This is a genomic window from Sphingomicrobium sediminis (assembly GCF_023805295.1).
GTDB classification, from domain to species: domain Bacteria; phylum Pseudomonadota; class Alphaproteobacteria; order Sphingomonadales; family Sphingomonadaceae; genus Sphingomicrobium; species Sphingomicrobium sediminis.
The window spans coordinates 1,358,245-1,378,996 of record NZ_JAMSHT010000001.1 but is presented as its reverse complement, the minus strand read 5'-3'; the positions used below and the strand labels follow the sequence as shown (position 1 = coordinate 1,378,996).

Below are 20,752 nucleotides of genomic sequence, written 5' to 3'. Positions count from 1 at the left end.
CGAAGCTTTGCCATAACGACGACAGGCATGGCTTCTGATTCCCCTGCCGCCGACGCCACCGATAGCAAGCCTTCGCGCAAGTCGGCGATGCTCGTTACCGGTTCGATCCCCGGACATCTCGTCAGCCAGACGCTGCCGATGATGGTCGGCGGCGCCGCGCTGATGAGCGTCGGGATCATCGATGCCTATTTCGTCGGCCAGCTCGGCGCCGATGCACTGGCCGCGATCAGCTTCATCTTCCCGATCACGGTTGCGCTCTCCTCGCTCGGTGTCGGGGTGATTGCCGGAATCAGCAGCGTGGTCAGTCGCGCGCTGGGCCAAGGCGACGAGCAGCTGGCGCGGCGGCGCGGCAATATGGGCGTCGTGCTGGCCGGCGCGTTCGGGATTGCCGTCGGCCTGTCGCTCTACGTCTTCATGGATCCGCTGTTCCGGCTGATGCAGGCGGACGAGGAATTATTGCCGCTCATTCGCGCCTATATGGGGCCGTTCGCGCTCGGCTTTCCTCTGTTGCTCGTCAACATGGGGGCTAATGGCTGCCTACGCGGGCAGGGGCTGGCCAAGCGGGCGAGCACGATCCTCGTTGCTTATGCGGCGGCCAACTGGATCCTCGATCCGATCCTCATCACCGGTGCGTTCGGGTTCGAAGGGATGGGCGTGGCAGGCGCGGCCTGGGCGACCATTGGCGGTTGGGTTGTCGGCTGCGCGATGGGCTTCTTTTTCCTCCAGCGCAGCGATTTGTCCTTCCATCCCAAGACGCTGAACCAGTGCGACTGGAAAGGCGGCACGCGCGCCATCTTCCGGGTCGCAGGTCCGGCAGCCTTCTCCAATTCGATCAACCCCATTGGCCTGTCGGTGCTGACCGCCTTCCTCGCCGCAGGCGCGGGCGAGGCGGCAGTGGCGGGCTTCGGGACCGGCGGGCGATTACAGAGCTTCGCGGTCGTGCCCTTGCTCGGGTTGAGCGCGTCGATCGGCGCCATCGTCGGGCAGAATTGGGGTGCCAAGGAATATGGCCGGGTGCGCCAGGCTTTGCTCTACGCCGCGGGCTTTTGTCTCGCTTACGGCTTGGTGATTGGCGCCGTGCTGGTCATCTTCCGTGAGCCCTTGGGCGGTCTCTTTACCGACGACCCCGAAGTCATCGCGGCGATGGCCGACTATCTCAAGATCGCGGCCTGGGGCTATGCGGGCTATGGCGTGTTGATCGTTGCGAACGGCGCATTGAACGCGCTCGATTTCGCCGGCAACGCGCTGGTGCAGAGCCTCGCTCGCGTCCTGCTGGTGATGGTGCCGGTGGCGTGGTTGCTGCGCGATGCCTGGGGCGCCGACGCCGTCTATGTCGCGGAGCTGGCCGCCAATGTGGTTGGAGGGCTGATTGCCGCGGCGATGATCTGGTGGGTGGTCCTGCGCAAGAAGGCCTAGTCCCCAGGCGGCGCAGGCGGAGGCATAATCGGCTCGGCCAGTTGCTCGCCCCAATACCAGGTCTCGACCGCGCGCGAGAGCGCGCCCGCATCATCGACGGCATTCATCGCGGCAAAGGCCTCGCCGGTCCACAGATTGTAGGCGGCGCGCGACTTGAAGGCGCCGTTGGAGCCCGACAGCCAGAAGACACGCTGGTCGGTTTCGGCATCGATGAGGATGCTGCCGCCAAGCGTGTAGGCTGTCCCGTCCTCGTTCCAGGTCGTCGGCTCCATCAGCGCCTCGACGCCATCCACGCTCAGCGCGTCCTGCTCGACCCAGTACATGAAGCCGATCAGGTCGACAGGCGTGGTCACCATGCCGCCGGCGCATTGCAGCCAGCCGGGCACGGGCATCACATCGCCTTCGACGGCGGGTGCATCGTTGAGGTCGGGGATGCCGCTGGCGATGAAGGTGTCGGCGAGGTTGGCCGCTTGCTGGCCGAAAAGGTCATCTGCCAAATAGTCGGCGATCGGCTGGCTCGACTGATGCTCGAGGATCGCCTGCACCATGATCCAGTTGACCAGGTCGTAGCTATAGTCGCTGTCGCGCGGCGCTGCGGGATCGCCTGCGGCAAACATGTTCGCCGCCTCGAGCGCGCCGATGTCCATCATGAGAAGCGCCTCCGGGCCTTGCTCGCGCAGTGCCGGCATGAGGCCGTCAGCGAGGCCGGATCGATTGGCGAGCAAGTCCCGCACGCGGATCGTAGCGGCGCCTTTACCCTCATAGCCCGGCAGGACGTCGCCAATGGTGCTGTCGAGCGTGAAGCGGTCGCTGTCGACCATGCGCAGAATTGCGACGCTACAGGCCCATTTGGAAATCGATCCGGCCTGGAACTGCGTCGCCGGGGTCAGCCCTGGATCGGCGGCGGCGAGCACGTCGCCATATTCGGTCCGGATCGCGGTGACGCTATTGTCGATGGTCGGCGCCGCTGTGGGCTGAACGGCGCTGCCAATGGCAAGCGCGAAAAGGCTGGGGATCATAGGAAAACTCGGAATCTCGTCAGTATATGCTCTTTCCCTACCGCGCGCCGGAAGCGCGCGCAAAGCCACTTCGACGAAATGTGGCAAACCTCATTTCCGCTATTGCGAACCATTTGCAATAATGACATGAAGGAAGAGTGAAGAGGCAGGCGGGAATCGGGCGCACCAAGGCGCTGGTCTGGGCAGTGCTGGCGGCGCCGGCATTGGTCATGGCGGTGCGTTTGGCGTTGGCCGAGGATCCTTGGCTGGCCGACTGGATCGCCGAGACGGGCGAATGGTCGGCGCGCTTCATCATCCTCGCGCTCATCCTGACGCCGCTGCAAAAGCTTTTCGGCAACCGGCCGTGGGTTGCCTTTCTCATTCGCCACCGCCGCGCGATTGGCGTTGCCGCCTTCCTCTACGCGCTGGCGCATCTCGGCTTCTACCTCGTCGACATGGGGGCGCTTTCGTACGTCATCGACGAGGCACTGGTGCCCTCGATCCTGACTGCCTGGCTGGCGCTGCTCGCCATGCTGCCGCCGGCTCTGTCGTCGAGCGATGCCGCGATGCGTGCGCTCGGCAAGGGATGGAAGCGTCTCCAGCGCTTTGCCTATCCCGCCGCCATCCTGACCCTCATCCACTGGCTCCTTGTTCATGACGGCATGACCGAGGCGCTCGTCCATTTCGTCCCCTTGGCAGCGCTCCAGCTGGCGCGCCTCGCCCAACCGTTTTTCAAAAGAAGGAATTTTGCATGAAGTATCTGATGATTGCCGCCGGCCTTGCTGCGGCCACGACCGGTTTTGCCCTGACCGCGACCCCGGCGCACGCCACGGGCAAGATGAAGTGCGACGTGAAGGCTGAAGATCGCAAGCCGATGGATGCGCTCGAGGCCAAGCTGGTCGAAGAAGGCTGGCAGGTGCGCAAGGTGAAATTGGATGGCGGCTGCTACGAAGTGTACGGCACGACGCCCGATGGCGACCGCGTCGAAGCCTATTTCGATCCTGCCAATTTCGAAAAGCTGCTGGTCTCGCGCCGCGGCGAAATCCTGTTCCGCAAGGAAGGCCGCTAAACGCTCTCAACGGGCGGCTTGGCCTTGCACCCCGCGTTCGCTTCGGTCTCTTAGGGGGTTGAAGCGGGCGCGGGGCTTTCGCATATGGCGTTCCAACAGATTTCCGGGAGGGGTTTCCCCATGATCACGATGTACGGCATTCCCAATTGCGATACGGTCAAGAAGGCCAAGAACTGGTTCGAGAAGCGCCAGATCCCCTACACTTTCCACGACTATAAGAAGTCGGGCGTTGACAAGGAAACGCTGGAAATGTGGGTGCTCGAACATGGTTGGGAGCCGCTTTTGAACAAGCGCGGCACGACCTTCCGCCAGCTGCCCGACGTCCTCAAGCAGGACATGGACGGCGACAAGGCGATCACGCTGATGGTCGCGCATCCCAGCATGATCAAGCGTCCGGTCGTGACCGATGGCGACACCATCCTGATCGGCTATGATTCGACTGGCTACGAAAAGATGACCGGTATCGCCGACTAGGCGACGATTTCCTTTGGTGCGCCGCACACATTAATCTATATCAGCCCCGCCGACGAGGGGTCGGTGCGGGGGCATGATGTCTTGATGAGTCGCCCCCTTGTTAAAGGATGCGGCGCAATGCGCTTGCCGCCCCGATTGAGTTTCGCACTCGTGACATTGGCGATCCTGTTCCTGGTCCTGACCATTCCGGGGGTCTGGAAAATGCTGGTCTAAGCCGAAATTTAACGATGCCGTGCCATGCATGCGGCATGACCGGAAAGCTCAACAACCTTCAGGCAATGCGCGCCGTGGCGGCGGGGATGATCCTCGTCCTTCATGGCGTGTCGATTGCGCTTGGGCTGGGCTATCCGCTCGAGTCGCTCGCCATGCTCGACCCGTGGGCCAATGCCGGGGTCGATCTTTTCTTCGTCCTGTCGGGCTATCTCATGGTCGCGATCCAGGATCGCAAGGCGCGCTCGCCATGGCGTTTCGCTGCCGACCGCGCAGCGCGAATCCTGCCGCTTTACTGGTTCATGCTGGCAATCGTCACGGTCGCGGGCATGGCCGGCCTGTTCGCGCCCAGCAGCGCCGCCCACATTCTGGCAAGCTTTGCCTTGCTGTCGCAGCCGCTCGTCGGCGCCGATCCCATCCTCTATGTCGGCTGGACGCTGGAATATGAGGCCTGGTTCTATGCCGCGTTCGCCGGGGCGATTGCTCTCGGCTCGCGGGTCGGCCTGCTGCCAGTGCTGGCCATCGCGATCGCCTTGATGGTGATGGTCGCCGGCGCCGAATGGGTGGCGTTCGAATTCCTGCTCGGCGCGATGGTCGCGCGGCTGCTGCCGAGGCTCGACACGCGTCGACATCGGGCCGTAGGCATGGCGGCGTTGGCAATCGGCATATGCGGGCTGCTCGCCAGTCTCGGGCTGGAGGGATCTTACGACCTGCGCCTTATCGCCTGGGGTTTGCCCGCCACCTTGCTACTGGTCGCTGCACTCACCCTGCCCCAGATCGGCGAGGGCGCGCTCACGCGAGCGGGCGATGCGTCTTACGCGCTTTACCTCAGCCATCCCATCGTCCTGCAGCTGGCGCTATCGATCGACGTGCCGTTGCCGTGGTGGGCGCAATGGGCAGGCGCGATGCTCCTCGCTTTCCTTGCCGGCAACTTGCTTCACCGGCGGGTCGAACTGCCGCTCACCGAGGCGGCACGCTGGCTCACCAAGGGCCCGCGGCTCGGCTGGCGCCTGCGTCCCGCACCCTAGAGGGAACGGCATTGCCATCTGTCTCGTTCGCTTGGGCGAAGGAGATATGAGAGATGGTCAAGGCAGTGTGGAATGGCGAGACGATCGCCGAGAGCGACGATACGGTGGTGGTCGAGAACAACCACTATTTTCCCCGCGCGGATGTGAAGATGGACCAGCTCGTCCCGTCAGACACGACCAGCCATTGCCCATGGAAGGGCGAGGCCAGCTATTTTTCGATCCGCGCCGACGGCGTCACCAACAATGACGCGGCCTGGACCTATGAAGAACCCAAGGCGGCGGCCGAGGAGATTAAGGGCCGCATCGCCTTCTGGAAGGGTGTCGAAGTCTCTTAATAGCCTTCGAGGCGGCGCCGTTCCTGCCGGGTTTGTTCAAGCCGGGTTTCCAGCGCAGCTAGCGTATCGCGCGCACCGGCGAGGCGATCGCGCGCATCGGCAACGTCTCCGCGCTCTTCGGCAACTTCCTCTTCGGCTTCGCTGAGATTCTTTGCAGCTTCCGAGCGGCGTTTTGTTTCTGCCGCAATCGTCTCGCTGTCGCCAGTCGGGACTGGCGTACCCTCATAGACCGACCATGCACGCTGGGCCTCGACAAGCTCTCCCTCGGCTTTCCGGAGGTCGCCTTCGGCATCGTCGAGTTTGTTGATCGCGCTCTGCACGTCGTCCCTGGCGTCGGCCACCTCTTCGCGCAGTTCTTGCTCTTCGCGGGCAAGGTCCACCCATTTGGTTTCGTTCGCAGTGCCTTCGACCGCAGCAGGCAAGATCATCGGTTTCTCGCCTCCGCCACCAAGGCAGGCGGTCAGCGCAAGGGCGAGCGGGACAATGGCAAGCGATTTGGTCATTATTGTTTCCTCGTGAACTCGGACTGGTTTTTAAAGGTCTGCATAGACTGTGCAACGCGTATTTTCAGATGCGCGGATGCCTAGAGCCAGCGGCGCGACCGGGCGCGATAGTCGTCATAGTCGCTGCCGAACTTGGCCGAGAGATAGCGTTCCTCGCGCGCAATCACGAAGCGGTCGATCACGATCAGGATCGGCGCGAGTATCGCCAGCAGGAGGTAGCAACCGGCCAATACCGACAGGCCAAAATAGATGGCGGCCATGCCGAGATACATGGGGTTTCGGGTGAGGCGGTAAGGCCCCTTGAAGGTCAGCGCGCGGGTCGGCTCCCACGGCTCGGCAGGCGTATCGGCGCGGCGGAAGGCGAGGATTGCGCCGGCAATCATGAAGGCCCCGAAAATGACGAAGCCCGGCCCCATGGCAGCGCGCACCAGCCAGGGCAGGTCGCGCACGGTGAAATCGAACCCGCCGACTAACTCGTGAAAGGCGAGCCCGGCGATCAGCGGCACGCCGAAGATGAGCGGCGGCGGCGCGATGACGCCGGCAATGTCCTTGGTCTCGTCCATCTTTGTGCCTTCTAGCATCGGTCAGGCGCTGCGTACTGCCCTTTTCGACCAAGGGCAGGCAGGGTAGGGAAGGGCCATGTCCAAAATCACGCTCGACAGCGATACGTCCCGCGCCACCCCGACCCCCAAGCCCGGCAAGCGCGTCACTGCGCCCGCGATTCAGGCCCGCAAGCAGGACGGGAAGGTTGACGAGCCGATCGTCATGCTGACGGCCTATACGATGCGCATGGCGCAGTTGCTCGATGCGCATTGCGACATGATCCTGGTCGGAGACAGCCTGGGGCAGGTCATTTACGGGCTCGACAGCACCATTCCCGTCAGCCTCGACATGATGTGCAATCACGGCGCCGCGGTGGTGCGCGGCTCATGGCATGCGATGATCATCGTCGACATGCCGTTTGGCAGCTACGAGCAATCACCGGCCCAGGCCTTCGAGAGCGCGAGCCGGATCATGAAGGAAACCGGCTGCGCGGCGGTCAAGCTGGAGGGCGGCGAGGCGATGGCGGAAACGATCGCCTTCCTCACTTCGCGCGGCATTCCGGTGATGGGCCATGTCGGCCTGACCCCGCAGGCGGTGAACATGCTGGGCGGCTATCGCGCGCGAGGCCGCGACGATAGCGAAGAGGCCAAGATCCTCGCCGATGCTAAGGCTGTGTGCGATGCAGGCGCCTTCAGCCTCGTCGCCGAAGGCGTGATGGAGCCTATTGCCGACAAGCTGGCCGCGCAATGCCCGGTGCCGGTGATCGGGATCGGCGCGTCGAAGAATTGCGACGGGCAGGTGCTGGTGACCGAGGACATGCTCGGCCTGTTCGAACGCACCGCGCGCTTCGTGAAGGTCTACCACAACCTTGCCGAACAGATTTCCAGCGCCGTCGAGACCTATGCGGGCGAAGTGAAAGACCGCAGCTTCCCGACCAGCGACCAGACCTACCGACCGAAAAAGTGACATTCTCCGAGGCGATTCTGTTTTTTGGTGTCTATTTGATCCTTGGCTTCTTAGCCGGTCTCATATCTCGACGTTGGCTTGCCGGGTCGCGTCAGAGGTGGATGTTACCCATTCTACTGTTGGGGATGATTTTTTGGCCGACAATCAGACACTACTATCTGTTGAAGCTGGGTCGCCCGCCTTTTGCCACTCTTAGCGACATGGCCAGCACGTCGTTCATAGCTTCGATCGTAGCGATTATCGGCATGTGGCTAGGATGGCGCATGATGTCTCAAATCAGGTCGCGCTAACCCCCTTTGCCTTTAGGTTGGAAGGGCGCTAAGCCAGCCTCCATTCATCTTGGGGAGGGATAGTCGGTCGCCGACCCCCGCCCCTTACGCATTCAGGTCTGAGGAACAACGTGGCGATCCCCCCGCAAGACAGCGAAACATTCCAGCGCGAAGTCGACGAGAATTTGCGTCGCGACCAGATGGCCGATTTCGGCCGCAAATGGGGTAAGTGGATCGGCGGCGCCGTCTTCATCTTCCTCGCTGCCGTCGCGGGCTTCCTCTTCTGGCAGGACCAGTCGGCAAAGAATGCAGAAGCGAGCGCCGAGGAACTGGCCAAGGTCATTGCCGATCTTGGCAACCCCGAAGAATCCGACACGCTCGTCCCGCGCCTCCAGGAAGCGGCGGGCGAAGCCTCGGGTGCCGGCAAGGGCGCGATCATGATGGCCGAGGCGGCGATCGAGATCGACAATGCCAATCGCGACCGTGCCATCGAAATCTATGCCGCAATCGCGGCTGACGAGGATATCGCCAAGCCCTATCGCGACGCCGCGCTCATCCGCCAGACCCTGCTCGATTTCGACCGGGTCGAACCCGATGTCGTGATCGCGCGTCTCCAGCCGCTGGTGAACGAGGAAGAGCCCTTCTACGGCAGCGCCGCCGAACTGACCGCACTCGCCCTTATCGAGGCCGAGCGTGAGGACGAGGCGGCGCAGCTTTTCAAACAGATTGCCGAAAATCCGGACGTGCCGCGCTCGCTGCGCGCGCGCTCGGTGCAGATTGCCGGCACCTACGGGGTCGACGCGAGCGCCGCGCTGGCCAGTATCGAACAGCAGGATTTCTAAATGATGATGCGTCCTTTCATCCGCCTTTCGGGCTTCGCCGTCGCGGCCGCCATGCTGTCGGGCTGCGGCCTGATCTCGCTCGGCGACAAGAATGACACGACCCCGGTGATCGGCGAACGCCAGCCGGTGCTGGGCGCCGAGCTCGACATCGGTATCGATGCCGCGACTGCAGCGCTGCCGGCGAACATTCCGGCCGCGCGCGTCAACAATGAGTGGAGCCAGTCGGGCGGCAATGCGGCCAAGTCGATGGGCCACCTTGCCATCGCCGATAACGTCGGTCTCGCCTGGAGCCAGAGCATCGGCCAGGGTTCGTCCTCGACCGCGCGTCTCGCTTCCGAGCCGATCGTCACGCAGGGCCGCGTCTACACGATGGACACGCTTGGCGTCGTCCGCGCCTTCGATGCGCAAACCGGCACGCTGAGCTGGTCGACCGAGACCAATTCCTCGGATGAAAATCGCGACTCGCTCTATGGCGGCGGCGTCGCCTTCGGCAATGGCCGCATCTACGCCACCAACGGCCTTGGCAACGTGGTCTCGATCGACCCCGCCAATGGCGGCATCTTTTGGACCGTGACCCCGGCCGGCCCGCTGCGCGGTGCGCCGACGGTCGACGGCACCCACGTCTATGTCACCACGCAGGACAACCAGATTTTCGCCCTGTCGCCGGTGAATGGCTCGACCCAATGGTCGAACCCCGCCAGCTTCGAAATGGCCGGCGTCTTCGGTTCGGCCGCACCGGCAGCGGGTCGCGGTACCGTCGTCGCGGGCTTCAGCTCGGGCGAGCTCAATGGCTATCGTTACGAAAATGGTCGTCTCGTCTGGCAGGACGTGCTGACGCGCACCTCGATCTCGCGCAGCGTCTCGAGCCTGTCGGACATCGACGCCGATCCGGTGATCGACGGCGGCCAGGTCTTCGCGCTCGGCCAGGGCGGCCGCATGGTCGCGCTCGACATCCTGTCGGGCCGTCGTCAGTGGGAACTCAACATTGCCGGTTCCTCGACGCCTTATGTCGCGGGCAACTGGGTCTATGTCGTCACCAGCGAAGCGCAGCTGATCGCGATTGCGCGCCAGACCGGCCTCATCCGCTGGATCAACCAGCTGCCGCGTTTCCGTAACGAGGAAAAGCGTCGCGGCCCGATCTTCTATGCAGGTCCGGTGATGGCGGGGAACCGCCTGTTCGTGACGGGCTCCAACGGTGCATTGGTCGAGATCAACGCCGATACCGGCGCGTTCATGAACCAGCGCGATGTCGGCCAGCCGGTGAGCCTGCAGCCCGTCGTGGCGAACCAGACGCTCTACGTCCTGACCGACGAAGGCCGCCTTGCCGCCTACCGCTAATGCTTGACGGCCGAGCGCGGTCCGTGCAGGGCCGCGCGATGGCCCGAAGCTCCGGAAAACCCGTCGTCGTCATCGTCGGCCGCCCCAATGTGGGCAAGTCCACCCTGTTCAACCGCCTGGTTGGGCAGAAGCTGGCGCTTGTCGACGATCAGCCGGGCGTCACGCGCGACCGGCGCGCGGGCGATGCGACGCTGCTGGGCCTCGATTTCACGCTGATCGACACGGCCGGTTTCGAGACCGAAGACGAACAGACGCTGCCGGGCCGCATGCGCGCGCAGACGCAGGCTGCTGTCCGCGAAGCCGATGTCGCCCTGTTCCTGATCGATGGCCGCGCTGGCCTGACGCCGCTCGACCGCGAGATCGCCAACTGGCTGCGCGGGCTCGACACGCCGATCGTGCTCGCCGCCAACAAATGCGAGGGCAAGGCGGGCGAGGCCGGGCGCCTCGAAGCCTATGAACTCGGTCTTGGCGAGCCGTTCGCCATGTCGGCCGAACATGGCGAAGGCGTGGTCGACCTGTTCGAAGGCCTGCGCGAACATATCGAGCGCGACGAGGAGGAGGTCTGGGAAGAGGACCTGCCGCAGACCGACGTCGTGATCGATCCTGACGCACCCGAAGACGAGCCGGTGGTCGACCTCGGCCCCTTGAAGCTCGCCATCGTCGGTCGCCCCAATGCGGGCAAGTCGACCCTCGTCAACAAGATGCTGGGCGAGGATCGCCTCATCACCGGGCCCGAAGCCGGGATCACCCGGGACAGCATCCATCTCGACTGGGAATGGCAGGGTAAGGATGTCGTGCTGGTCGATACGGCAGGTCTGCGCAAGCGGGCCAAAGTCGATGACAAGTTGGAAAAGCTGTCCGCCGCCGACACCAAGCGGTCGATCGACCGCGCCGAGGTCGTCTGCCTGCTGCTCGATTCTACGCGAGGCCTCGAAGCACAAGACCTACGCATCGCTGACCAGGTGCTGCAGGAGGGCCGCGCGCTGGTCATCGCATCGAATAAGTGGGACGTCGCCGAAAACCCGTCGGGTCTTTTCAATGGCGTGCGCGCCGCGCTCGACGAGGGACTGGCGCAGGTGAAAGGCGTGCCGCTCATCGCCGTCAGCGCCAAGACCGGCAAGGGCATCGACCAGTTGATGGAAGCCGCCTTCGACCTGCGCGAACGCTGGTCGATCCGCGTGCCCACGGGCCTGCTCAATCGCTGGTTCGACGATGCGATCGACGCGCACGCGCCGCCCGCGCCCAAGGGCATTCGCATCAAGCTGCGCTACATCACGCAGGCCAAGACCCGCCCGCCGGGCTTCGTCCTGTTCGGGACGCGCGTCGACAAATTGCCCGAAAGCTATGTCCGCTACTTGGTCAATTCGCTTCGCCGCGACCTCAATCTGGGGCCGATTCCGGTGCGCCTGATGCTGCGCGCGCCCAAGAACCCGTACGCGAACAAGAAACGGTCTTAAACGAAACCTTTACCCTCTTTGCCTAGGCCGATCATTGGACCGGCGCGCCCTGAAGGTGCGTCATCGGATGGGGATGCGGATTGGCGCAGCAGGCAGACATTGTCGACTGGCGATATTTCGAGGAAACGCGGGCACAATTGGGCCCGGGTTTCGTCAAAATCCTCGGCTATTTCCGCGAGGACGGCATCAAGAGCCTCGAAAAGATCGAAGCCGCCATGCACGCCCATGACACGGTCGCGCTGATCATTCCCGCACATACCCTCAAGGGCGAGTCGCGGCAGTTCGGCGCAGAGCCGCTGGCCGAAGTCGCCGAGCGGATCGAAGTCGCCGCCCGCAGCTGCGTCGAGGAAGGCCGCTTCCCTGACGAACTCATTCCCGACGTCGTGAATTTGAAAGAGCTGTTCCACGTCACGCTCGAAGCGTTCGACGAGGCCGTGAGCCCGCTGATGAAGCGCCAGCGTCCCCAGGGCTTCGGCAATGCCGACGTGCATAATTCCAGCTTTGGCCGCGCCTCGCGAGGCTAGGCACCGCGCCATCGCGCGACTAACCTGCCGCGCATGTTCAGTATCTTTATCGCCGCCACGCTGGCGTCCCCCGTCATCAAACCCCTGCCGTTGAAAGCGATGCTCGTCGAATTCGAGCGCCGCAATCCGGGCTTCATCGACGGTTTGCGCCAATCGGAAATCGACGCTGCCGAACTGGGTGAGTTCGATCCCGATTGGGAGGCGAGCGGCATGTCGCGGGAAGACGTGATCGAGGCAGAGGGGCTTGACCTCGACGATAGCGCCGTGGTGCGCGTCGGCGGCCCGTCGGAAAGCGTTTTCGTCTTCAACCAGCGCGGGATCGAGCTCGAAGGGTTCGACTATAGCTATGTCGCGCGCAAACCCAGCGGCGCGGCCGATGGCTGGCGCTACATGCAATATGAGGACGGCATCGTCATCTCGTTCGGGCTGCAATCCGACCGTCGCGGCGTGAATGAGTGCGGTACCTATGACAGCGCCTGGATCCATGCGGACCGACCGATCGAGGAGTGGGATCAGGAGAGCCGGGATAGCGCCATCGTTATGGCCTATCTCTCACTGGTCGAGACGGTGCCCTATTGCGGACAGCTGCGCGCCCTGGGCGACGGGCTGTATCGCGATTTCTACTATGACGATGAAGGCCGCGCCTATCGCTTCAACGAAAGCGATTATTCGACCTTCCGGGTCGAACCGCGCGACGAAGCCGCCGCGCGGTTCAGGACCTCGGACTAGGCCGCCGCGATCTGCTTCTTGCGCATCGGCTGGAATTTGAGCCGGGCAAGGCTGCGCCACAGCCATTCGAGCGGGCCGTACTGGTAGCGATCGAGGATCGGCTTGGACCAGAGCAGGATCAGCGCCCACATGCCGAGCACGAAGATGTTCACGGCGAAGCGATCGAACTGGCCATAAAGGTCGAGGCCATAGCCGTAGAAAACGAGCGTCATCACGATCGAGGTGCCGAGATAGTTGGTGAAGGCCATGCGTCCTGCAGCCGCGAGCCGGGTCGCGAGGCCGCCTTCCATGCCCTTCTTGGCAAGCAGGATGATGAGCGCCGCCCAACCAATCGCCATGACGACTTGGAACGGGCCGTTGGCGGTCATGCCGATCATGATCGACATGAAGGTGAAGTCGGCGGACATCATGGCATAGCCGATCGCTGCCGACCCAAGCCCGCCAATGGCGAGGCACCAGGTCGCGACCTTCTTGTAGCGGGCCGCCTCCCAGCTGCCGGTGAGGAAGCCATTGCGGAACAGCCACATGCCGATCAGCATAATGCCGATCGATTGCGGCAGGCCCTGCGCGGCAAAGCCCAGCATCTTCCAGCGATGCTCGTTGAAGCGCCAGTCGAGGATCCCGGCATAGTCGCCCTTCATGCGGGCGATTTCGGCGGCCACACCGGTCGTGTCGATGCCCATGAAGATCTTGGCCACCGCGAGATTCTCCATCATGCCTTCATAATCCTCGGCGGGGATCATGTCGGGATTGGACATCACCGCAGCGAGGCCGCCCATCTGGACCAGCGAGAAGGCGGTCATGACGCCGAACAATGCGATGCCCCAGTTGCGCAGGACCTTCGCGCTATTCTTGCGCCAGAAGAAGAGGAACAGGCCAGACAGCGCATACATGGCGAGGATGTCGCCCCACCAGATGAACCAGTAATGCGCCATGCCGAAGAGGAAGAGCCAGAACATGCGGCTGTAGTGGGTGAAGGCCGCGCTCTTCTGGCTGGCCATGGCTTTCTCGACGACCAGGAGCGCGGATGCACCGAACAGGATCGAGAAGAGACCGCGCATCTTGCCGTCGAACAGGATGTAGTCGGCATACCAGGTGCCGAGATTGATACCGCTGTCGCCGCCATAGACGTTGGGGTTGAAATAGGCCCCCAACGGCATCGAGAAAGCGTAGATGTTCATCGCCAAGATGCCCATCACCGCTACCCCGCGCACGATATCGAGCGTCAGGATGCGTTGCTGCGTGGTCGTCGCCATAAGCTGAAATCCCCCAATTTCTATTCCGTCAGGCGGTTGCCGCTACCCCACTGGGCAATGCCTTGCGATTAGGCTCTATACGCCCGCGCGCCATCGAGCGCCACGCCCATTCGAGCGGGCCGTAGCGATGGCGATCGAGCCACGGCTTCGACCAGAGCAGCATCAGCGCCCACAAGGCCGGCACAAAGAAGAGCCACAGCTCGCCCCGCGACAGTTCGTTGAACAGGCCGCCGCCAAAGCCGAAGAAGATCGGCGTCGTGATGAGCGTGGGCCCCAGATAGTTGGTGAAGGCGGCGCGGCCTACCGCGGCAACCCGCTCGCCCAGCCATCCGATGTTGCGGAAGGCGAGGATCAGGAAGGCGGCATAGCCCAGCGCCATCGGCGCGCGCGTCCATGCGGTCGCGCCATTGCGCCCGATCATCGGCCAGGGCGGCGCATAATCGTGGACATGGATGATGTAGGCGACGAAGGCGGTGAAGACGATGCCGCCACCCAGCGCGATCCACGCCCATTTCTTGTAGACGCTGTCGCGCATTTCGCCGGTGAGGAAGCCCAATTTGTAGGTCGCCATGCCGAGCAGCATCAGGCCCAGTGTTTCGGGCAGCAGGAAGATGCTGACCATGAAGGGCTGGAGCAGTTGGTTGTCGATCATGTGCATGAGGTGCGCGATCGGGTTGGCGACGGCAGCGGCGGTCGCGGCCAGCGCTTCGGGCGGGGCGCCCTTGGCCATTTGCGCGAAGGCAGCGGCTTGCTGGCTTTCTTCCGGATCCGCACCAATGGCGCGGGCCATGTCGAAACTGCCGCCGATCATCATGAGGGCGTTGAGCACCAGGAAAATGATCGACCAGATGAGGAGCACCTTGGGGCTGCGCTTCCAGAACAGGAAGGCGACGAGGCCGATCAGCGCGTAGTGGGAGAGAATGTCGCCCCACCAGAGGAAATAGAAATGGGCAAGGCCGATGAGCAGCAATGTGACCATGCGCGCATAGTGCGTCTTGGCGGGCGACTGGCCCTTTTCCAGCGCTTTCTCGCAAATCAACACCAGGCTGGCCCCGAACAGGATCGAGAAGAGCGAACGCATCTTGCCGTCGATCAGGACGAAATTAACAAGATACATGATCCGGTCGCCAAGTGCGTCGAAGCCATTGAGGGTCGGCCAGAAATAGGCGCCCTGCATCATACCCAGTCCGACGATGTTGACGGACAGGATGCCCATGACGGCAATGCCGCGGATGATGTCCAGGCTGATGATCCGCCCGGGCTGCGTGGTGGCCAATTTGCTTCCCCTACTTCGCTTCAGGGTCGCACATGGCAGTCGGCGCGGAGGCGCGCTACGCCGCTTCGATGAAAGGGCGAACAGGAGGCACCGACCGACGAACGGTCAGAGCCAGCTCATGATCTGGTCGAGTGGCTTCTTATTGGCGGCATGTTCGGGGACGGTCGCATCTTCGGCGGGAAGCCCTGCGACGATGATCATCACCGGCTTCTCGTCCTTGGGCCGCTCGCAAATGTCGCGCAGGAAGCCCATGGGCGAGGGGGTGTGCGTCAGCGTCGCCAGCCCGGCGCGATGCAGTGCGGTGATGAGCAGCGAGCAGGCCAGCCCGACGCTCTCGGTCACATAGTAATTCTGCTTGCGGTCGCCCGGATCGGGCCCGCCCTTGCGCTGCCCGAAAGCGACGATGAGATAGGGCGCGGTTTCGAGAAATGGCTTCTCTGCATCGGTCCCGATCGGGGCCAATGCGTCGAGCCATTCGTCGCCGGCGCGGCCCTCATAAAAGGCGCGTTCTTCCTCTTCGGCCGCCTCGCGAATGCGTTGCTTCACATGGGGGTTCTCGACGACCGCGAAATGCCATGGCTGGTGGTTCGCGCCATTGGGGGCGGTCCCCGCAGCGCGCACCGCTTCCTCGATCACCGCACGCGGGACAGGGGCGTCGGAGAAGAAACGGCAGGATCGACGATCCTTGATGCTCTCGTAGAATTCACGCGCGCGCTCGACACGCTCGGTCGGCGTGAGGTCGGGCAGGTCGGTATAGGGAATGGAAGGAACGTCTTTCATGCTCCTTCCTTCGCGCGAATGGCGGGGAAGTTACAAGCCCTAGCCGTCGCTATCGTCCGCCGGCTTGGATTGCAGCTGGACGTAATTCTGCAGCCCCATCTGCTTGATGAGGTCCTGCTGCGTCTCGAGATAATCGAGATGCTCTTCCTCGTTGACGAGGATGTCGGCGAGCAGCTCGCGGGTCACATAGTCGCGAATGCTCTCGGCATATTCGACTGCGTCGCGCAGCAGCGGGATGGCGTCCATCTCAAGGTCGAGATCGGCCTGGATGATCTCCTCGACATTTTCGCCCGTGCGAACGCCGGCAAGGCGCTGATAGTTGGGATGGCCATCGAGGAAGAGGATGCGCTCGGTGATGCGATCGGCATGCTCCATCTCCTCGATCGATTCCTTGCGCTCGAACGCGGCAAGGCGGGTGACGCCGAGATTGTCGAGAATGCGATAATGAAGCCAATATTGGTTGACCGCAGTCAGCTCGTTGGTGAGCGCCTGGTTCAAATATTCGATCATCTTCTTGTCGGCGATCTTGGCCATGTCGCAATCCTTGGATGGGGCAAATTCTGGGCGCATTGATACGCCCTGAAACGCGACGCATCAAGACAAAGAATGGCGGATTTTCAGGGTTTTGCGCTAATGCGAGTGATTAGCAGGCGCGGCGATCAAGCGGCGCGGACGTCGCGCGGGGCGAGCAACTTGGCGCGCTCGCAGGCGACCAGGTCGTCGGCATGGTCCTCGCAGCCGCCGCACTGGAACTGGCAGCCGAGCGAACGATAAGCGGTCTCCGCGTCGGGGCATCCCCGGCGCGCGGCGTCGCGAATATCTTTCTCGCGAATCACATTGCAGCTGCAAACGATCATGGTGCGACTGTATGCTATTGCGAATGATTTGCAATAGTAAAACGACGCCGATGCGGATGGCTAGGCATTGGGTCGTGGAACTTGCTGGGCGTCCGGGACTTTCCGTCATTCACAGCCCGCTTCATCGTCAGGCGCGCAGAGAGGGACCCAGCAACCATGGTTGAAAATGAGATCCAGGATGCCGCAGCGCAACTGATTGCGCTCAAGGCCAGCTTGGAAAAGTCCGAAGCTGACCGCGCGATCGAGCTACGCAGTCACCGGGCCAAGGTAAGCCAGCTGGAAGCGATGCTCGACATCGTCCCTGTCGGCGTGGTCGTGACCGATGCCGGGGGACAGATCGTCCACGGCAATGCGCATATGGAGCGGATGGTTCGCCATCCCATTTTCATGAGCGAGGGCGTCGACGAATATGGCGAGTGGGTAAGCTTCCATGCCGATGGTCGCCAGGTGGCCTCGCAGGAATATCCGCTCGCCCGCGTCATCGCTGGCGAAGAGCGCGCCGAACTCGACGTTCATTACCAGCGTGGTGATGGCACCAAATTTTGGATGAAGATTATCGGGTCGCCCATCCTCAATGACGACGGTCAGCGCACCGGGGCGGTCGTGGCCTGTGTCGATATTGATACCGAGGTGCAGCTGCGCGAAAAGCAGAAGATCCTCATCGCCGAACTCAATCACCGCGTGAAGAATGCCTTTTCGGTGACCAAGGCGATCGTCGCGCGCTCGCTGCGCAATGCCGAGGTCGAGGCCGAGATTACCGGCACCATCGACAATCGCCTCGCCGCTTATGCTGCGGCTCATTCCAAGCTGATCGGCAATGACTGGTCGCGTGCGCCGTTCGAGGATGTCGCGCGTGACGTACTCGACCCGATTTGCGGCGAGCGCATCCGATATGAAGGGCCGCTTGCGCAATTGCAGACGCGGCAGGCAATCAGCTTCTCGATGGCCTTTTACGAGCTCGCGACCAACGCCGTTAAATATGGCAGCCTGTCGGTCGAGGGCGGTGAAGTGTTGCTCAACTGGGACAAGGTCCATGTCGATGGCCGCGAGCAACTCCATATAGATTGGATAGAGCGTGGCGGTCCGCAGCCCAGCGCGACAAAGGGCAAGGGCTTCGGCAGTTTCGTGACCAGCAAGGCGCTGGTCGCCGAAACCGGCGGCGCCGTCCAGACATCATACGAACCGGAGGGATTTGAATGGCACTTCCAGCTCCCACTCCTCAGCGAGGAGGAGGCCGCCAGTGACTAGTGACACTCATCGCATCTTCATCGTCGAAGACGAAGTCGTGGTTGCATTCGAAATGACCGACATGCTCGAGGACCTCGGATTCGAGGTCGTGGGCCCTAGCGTCCACGTCGAGGATGCCAAGCGGCTCGCCGACGAAGCCAAGATCGACGCGGCCTTTCTCGACGTGAACATGGGCGCGGGCAAGACGTCCAAACCGGTGGCCGAGATCCTGCGCGACCGGGACATCCCGTTCGTCTTCATCACCGCCTACAGCGCCGACCAGATCAGCTTCAAGACGAGCGATGAAAAGGTGCTGTCCAAACCGGTGACCAGCAGCCAAGTCCTCAGCACCTTGCGCAAGGTGCTGCCCGACCTCGAAGAATAAACGAGGCGGGAGCCTTAGAGCTCGCTGGCCATCAATTCGGGGAAGAAGCTTTCGTGCGCGGCGCGCAGGTCTTCCAGCCGCACGCCGCGGCCGTCGATTGCGACGTCCTGGTGCGGGGCGACCGTGCCGCAGACATCGAACTCGATGCCGGCCTCTGCGAGGCGACCCTTCACTTCGGCCAGCTTGGGCGTGGAGACCACGTAGCAGCCCTGGCTCTCGGCGAACCAGTCGGCAGCGGTATCGCCGATATCGCTGTCGAGCTGCACGCCCTGGTTCGAGGCCAGCGCCATCTCGGCGATGGCGACCAGCGGTCCGCCGTCGGACACGTCATGGACGCCCGACACGAGCCGCGCATCGATAAGGTCGCGGATCATTTCGGCATGCTTGCTTTCGGCGGCAAGGTCGACCCGCGGCGGCGCGCCGTCGCGGCGATCATGGCAGATGTCCAGCCAGCGCGACTGGCCGAGATCCTCATGATGGCGGGTGCCGATGATGACGATGCTTTCGCCGACCGTGCCGAGCTTGATCGTCGCGCTATTCTTCCAATCGGGCATGACGCCGACACCGCCGATGGCGGGGGTCGGCAGGATCGCGCTGCCGCCGCCGGTCGCCTTGGATTCGTTGTAAAGCGAGACGTTGCCCGAGATGATCGGGAAATCGAGTGCGCGGCAGGCTTCGCCCATGCCTTCCAGGCAGCCGACGAACTGGGCCATGATTTCGGGCCGCTCTGGATTGCCGAAGTTGAGGCAGTTGGTGACGGCGAGCGGCTTGGCACCCACGGCGCTGAGGTTGCGATAGGCCTCGGCGATCGCTTGCTTGCCGCCCTCGACCGGGTCGGCATAGCAATAGCGCGGCGTGCAATCGGTGGTGATGGCGAGCGCCTTGTCGCTGCCATGCACGCGGACCACGGCAGCGTCGCCGCCCGGGCCCTGCACCGTGTCGGCCATGACCTGGTAATCATATTGCTCCCAGATCCAGCGGCGGCTGGCGAGATGGGGGCTGCCCATCATCTTCAATAGGTCGCCGCACACATCCTTGCTGTCGGGCAGGTCATCGAGCGAGGCGACATTGGCCCACTTCTTATATTCGTCCTGACTGAGATGCGGGCGGTCATATTCGGGCGCCTTGTCGGCGAGCGGGGCGAGCGGGATGTCGCAGACGACATCGCCTTGCCATTCAAGCACCATGCGACCCGTATCGGTGACTTCGCCGATGACCGCAAAGTCGAGTTCCCATTTGCGGAAAATCGCCTCGGCCATCGCTTCCTTGCCGGGCTTCAACACCATGAGCATGCGCTCCTGGCTTTCGCTCAGCATCATCTCGTAGGGCGTCATGCCCTCTTCGCGCTGCGGCACCTTGTCCATGTCGAGGCGCAGGCCCGTCTCGCCATTGGTCGCCATTTCAACAGAAGAAGAAGTGAGGCCGGCCGCGCCCATGTCCTGGATCGCGACAATGGCATCAGTGGCCATCAATTCGAGGCAGGCCTCGATCAGCAGCTTTTCGGTGAAGGGATCGCCGACCTGCACGGTCGGGCGCTTCTCCTCGATGCCCTCGTCGAAATCGGCGCTGGCCATGGTCGCGCCATGGATGCCGTCGCGGCCGGTCTTGGAGCCGACATAGACGATCGGATTGCCGATGCCGGTGGCGGCCGAGTAGAAAATCTTGTCGGCTTTCGCGAGCCCGACCGTCATGGCGTTGACGAGGATGTTGCCGTCATAGGCCTTGTCGAAATTGGTCTCGCCGCCGACCGTGGGGACGCCGACGCAATTGCCATAGCCGCCAATACCCGAGACGACGCCCGAGATAAGGTGGCGCATCTTGGGATGGTCGGGGCGACCGAAGCGCAGCGCATTCATGTTGGCTACCGGACGCGCGCCCATGGTGAAGACGTCGCGCAGGATCCCGCCGACACCCGTCGCCGCGCCCTGATAGGGCTCTATATAGCTGGGGTGGTTGTGGCTCTCCATCTTGAAGATGGCCGCATCGCCATCGCCGATATCGATGACGCCGGCATTCTCGCCCGGACCCTGGATGACCCAGGACGCTTCGGTCGGCAGCTTCTTCAGATGAAGCTTGGACGATTTGTACGAGCAATGCTCCGACCACATCACCGAGAAGATGCCGAGTTCGACAAGGTTCGGCTCGCGCCCCAGCGCGTCGAGGATGGTCTGATATTCGCTTTGCGACAGGCCGTGTTCGGCGACGGTTTCGGGCGTGATGGGCTGGTCGGTCATGTCAGCGGCTCTAATGGTGTGGGCGGGATAAAAAAA

The 20,752-nt window shown here is 62.9% G+C and carries 23 protein-coding genes; 14 read left to right on the top strand and 9 right to left on the bottom strand.

Annotated features, from left to right (window positions below):
• Nucleotides 1–27 precede the first annotated feature (27 nt).
• The gene (locus NDO55_RS07185; RefSeq protein WP_252113795.1) at nt 28–1,416 is read left to right on the top strand and encodes an MATE family efflux transporter; all 1,389 of its coding nucleotides are present in this window, start codon (nt 28–30) and stop codon (nt 1,414–1,416) included.
• Here the strand turns inward: NDO55_RS07185 and NDO55_RS07180 are convergent.
• Nucleotides 1,413–2,435 (bottom strand): serine hydrolase domain-containing protein, encoded by a 1,023-nt coding sequence (locus NDO55_RS07180; protein WP_252113793.1) that lies wholly within the window; start codon nt 2,433–2,435, stop codon nt 1,413–1,415. The genes NDO55_RS07185 and NDO55_RS07180 overlap by 4 nt on opposite strands.
• Before the next feature lie 137 nt (nt 2,436–2,572).
• Here NDO55_RS07180 and NDO55_RS07175 point away from each other — a divergent pair, with 137 nt between their 5' ends.
• From NDO55_RS07175 to NDO55_RS07155, 5 genes are all read left to right on the top strand, one after another.
• A complete protein-coding gene (locus NDO55_RS07175; protein ID WP_252113791.1) occupies nt 2,573–3,169 on the top strand; it encodes a ferric reductase-like transmembrane domain-containing protein in 597 nt (198 codons plus the stop codon).
• Complete coding sequence (locus NDO55_RS07170) at nt 3,166–3,483, top strand: PepSY domain-containing protein (protein ID WP_252113789.1); 318 nt, start codon at nt 3,166–3,168, stop codon at nt 3,481–3,483. Before NDO55_RS07175 ends, NDO55_RS07170 begins: the two co-directional genes overlap by 4 nt.
• 120 nt (nt 3,484–3,603) lie before the next feature.
• Entirely contained in the window at nt 3,604–3,957 is a 354-nt protein-coding gene (locus NDO55_RS07165; RefSeq protein WP_252113787.1) for an ArsC family reductase, read from the top strand.
• Between the two features lie 248 nt (nt 3,958–4,205).
• Nucleotides 4,206–5,195 carry an acyltransferase family protein gene (locus tag NDO55_RS07160; RefSeq protein ID WP_252113785.1) on the top strand — a complete coding sequence of 330 codons (990 nt, stop codon included), beginning with the start codon at nt 4,206–4,208 and terminating at the stop codon, nt 5,193–5,195.
• A 53-nt stretch (nt 5,196–5,248) separates the two neighbouring features.
• Nucleotides 5,249–5,530 carry a DUF427 domain-containing protein gene (locus tag NDO55_RS07155; RefSeq protein ID WP_252113784.1) on the top strand — a complete coding sequence of 94 codons (282 nt, stop codon included), beginning with the start codon at nt 5,249–5,251 and terminating at the stop codon, nt 5,528–5,530.
• On the opposite strand, the gene NDO55_RS07150 is transcribed toward NDO55_RS07155, so the two are convergent.
• The gene (locus NDO55_RS07150) at nt 5,527–6,033 is read right to left on the bottom strand and encodes a hypothetical protein (RefSeq protein ID WP_252113782.1); all 507 of its coding nucleotides are present in this window, start codon (nt 6,031–6,033) and stop codon (nt 5,527–5,529) included. The genes NDO55_RS07155 and NDO55_RS07150 overlap by 4 nt on opposite strands.
• Before the next feature lie 80 nt (nt 6,034–6,113).
• Nucleotides 6,114–6,596, bottom strand: a complete 483-nt coding sequence (locus NDO55_RS07145) for a methyltransferase family protein (RefSeq protein WP_252113780.1) — start codon at nt 6,594–6,596, stop codon at nt 6,114–6,116.
• Nucleotides 6,597–6,672: 76 nt separating this feature from the next.
• On the opposite strand from NDO55_RS07145, the gene panB reads away from it, so the two are divergent.
• The 6 genes from panB to NDO55_RS07115 all read left to right on the top strand — a co-directional run bounded on the left by panB (nt 6,673) and on the right by NDO55_RS07115 (nt 12,701).
• On the top strand, nt 6,673–7,542 hold the full coding sequence (gene panB, locus NDO55_RS07140) for a 3-methyl-2-oxobutanoate hydroxymethyltransferase (RefSeq protein ID WP_252113778.1): 870 nt from the start codon (nt 6,673–6,675) through the stop codon (nt 7,540–7,542).
• Nucleotides 7,543–7,942: 400 nt separating this feature from the next.
• On the top strand, nt 7,943–8,653 hold the full coding sequence (locus tag NDO55_RS07135) for a tetratricopeptide repeat protein (RefSeq protein WP_252113776.1): 711 nt from the start codon (nt 7,943–7,945) through the stop codon (nt 8,651–8,653).
• Nucleotides 8,654–9,991: a PQQ-like beta-propeller repeat protein gene (locus NDO55_RS07130; RefSeq protein WP_252113774.1), complete on the top strand. Its 1,338-nt coding sequence runs from the start codon at nt 8,654–8,656 to the stop codon at nt 9,989–9,991. It abuts the gene before it with no gap.
• A 38-nt stretch (nt 9,992–10,029) separates the two neighbouring features.
• Nucleotides 10,030–11,448, top strand: coding sequence for a ribosome biogenesis GTPase Der (gene der / locus NDO55_RS07125; RefSeq protein WP_252113773.1), 1,419 nt, complete (start codon nt 10,030–10,032; stop codon nt 11,446–11,448).
• 80 nt (nt 11,449–11,528) lie between these two features.
• Nucleotides 11,529–11,972 carry an Hpt domain-containing protein gene (locus NDO55_RS07120; protein ID WP_252113772.1) on the top strand — a complete coding sequence of 148 codons (444 nt, stop codon included), beginning with the start codon at nt 11,529–11,531 and terminating at the stop codon, nt 11,970–11,972.
• Nucleotides 11,973–12,005: 33 nt separating this feature from the next.
• Complete coding sequence (locus tag NDO55_RS07115; protein WP_252113771.1) at nt 12,006–12,701, top strand: hypothetical protein; 696 nt, start codon at nt 12,006–12,008, stop codon at nt 12,699–12,701.
• Here NDO55_RS07115 and NDO55_RS07110 read toward each other — a convergent pair.
• The 5 genes from NDO55_RS07110 to NDO55_RS07090 all read right to left on the bottom strand — a co-directional run bounded on the left by NDO55_RS07110 (nt 12,698) and on the right by NDO55_RS07090 (nt 16,870).
• Nucleotides 12,698–13,957, bottom strand: coding sequence for a DUF418 domain-containing protein (locus NDO55_RS07110; RefSeq protein ID WP_252113769.1), 1,260 nt, complete (start codon nt 13,955–13,957; stop codon nt 12,698–12,700). The genes NDO55_RS07115 and NDO55_RS07110 overlap by 4 nt on opposite strands.
• A gap of 28 nt (nt 13,958–13,985) precedes the next feature.
• Nucleotides 13,986–15,233, bottom strand: a complete 1,248-nt coding sequence (locus tag NDO55_RS07105) for a DUF418 domain-containing protein (protein WP_252113768.1) — start codon at nt 15,231–15,233, stop codon at nt 13,986–13,988.
• A gap of 105 nt (nt 15,234–15,338) precedes the next feature.
• Nucleotides 15,339–16,013, bottom strand: a complete 675-nt coding sequence (locus NDO55_RS07100; protein ID WP_252113767.1) for a nitroreductase family protein — start codon at nt 16,011–16,013, stop codon at nt 15,339–15,341.
• A gap of 39 nt (nt 16,014–16,052) precedes the next feature.
• On the bottom strand, nt 16,053–16,547 hold the full coding sequence (bfr, locus tag NDO55_RS07095; protein WP_252113766.1) for a bacterioferritin: 495 nt from the start codon (nt 16,545–16,547) through the stop codon (nt 16,053–16,055).
• Between the two features lie 125 nt (nt 16,548–16,672).
• Entirely contained in the window at nt 16,673–16,870 is a 198-nt protein-coding gene (locus NDO55_RS07090; RefSeq protein ID WP_252113765.1) for a (2Fe-2S)-binding protein, read from the bottom strand.
• Between the two features lie 156 nt (nt 16,871–17,026).
• Between NDO55_RS07090 and NDO55_RS07085 the strand changes: the two genes are divergently transcribed.
• Together NDO55_RS07085 and NDO55_RS07080 are read left to right on the top strand one after the other, a co-directional pair.
• Nucleotides 17,027–18,118 (top strand): HWE histidine kinase domain-containing protein, encoded by a 1,092-nt coding sequence (locus NDO55_RS07085; protein WP_252113764.1) that lies wholly within the window; start codon nt 17,027–17,029, stop codon nt 18,116–18,118.
• On the top strand, nt 18,111–18,482 hold the full coding sequence (locus NDO55_RS07080) for a response regulator (RefSeq protein WP_252113761.1): 372 nt from the start codon (nt 18,111–18,113) through the stop codon (nt 18,480–18,482). The genes NDO55_RS07085 and NDO55_RS07080 overlap by 8 nt, the downstream gene beginning before the upstream one ends.
• 14 nt (nt 18,483–18,496) lie before the next feature.
• Here NDO55_RS07080 and purL read toward each other — a convergent pair whose 3' ends face one another.
• Entirely contained in the window at nt 18,497–20,716 is a 2,220-nt protein-coding gene (gene purL, locus NDO55_RS07075; protein WP_252113759.1) for a phosphoribosylformylglycinamidine synthase subunit PurL, read from the bottom strand.
• Nucleotides 20,717–20,752: the final 36 nt, after the last annotated feature.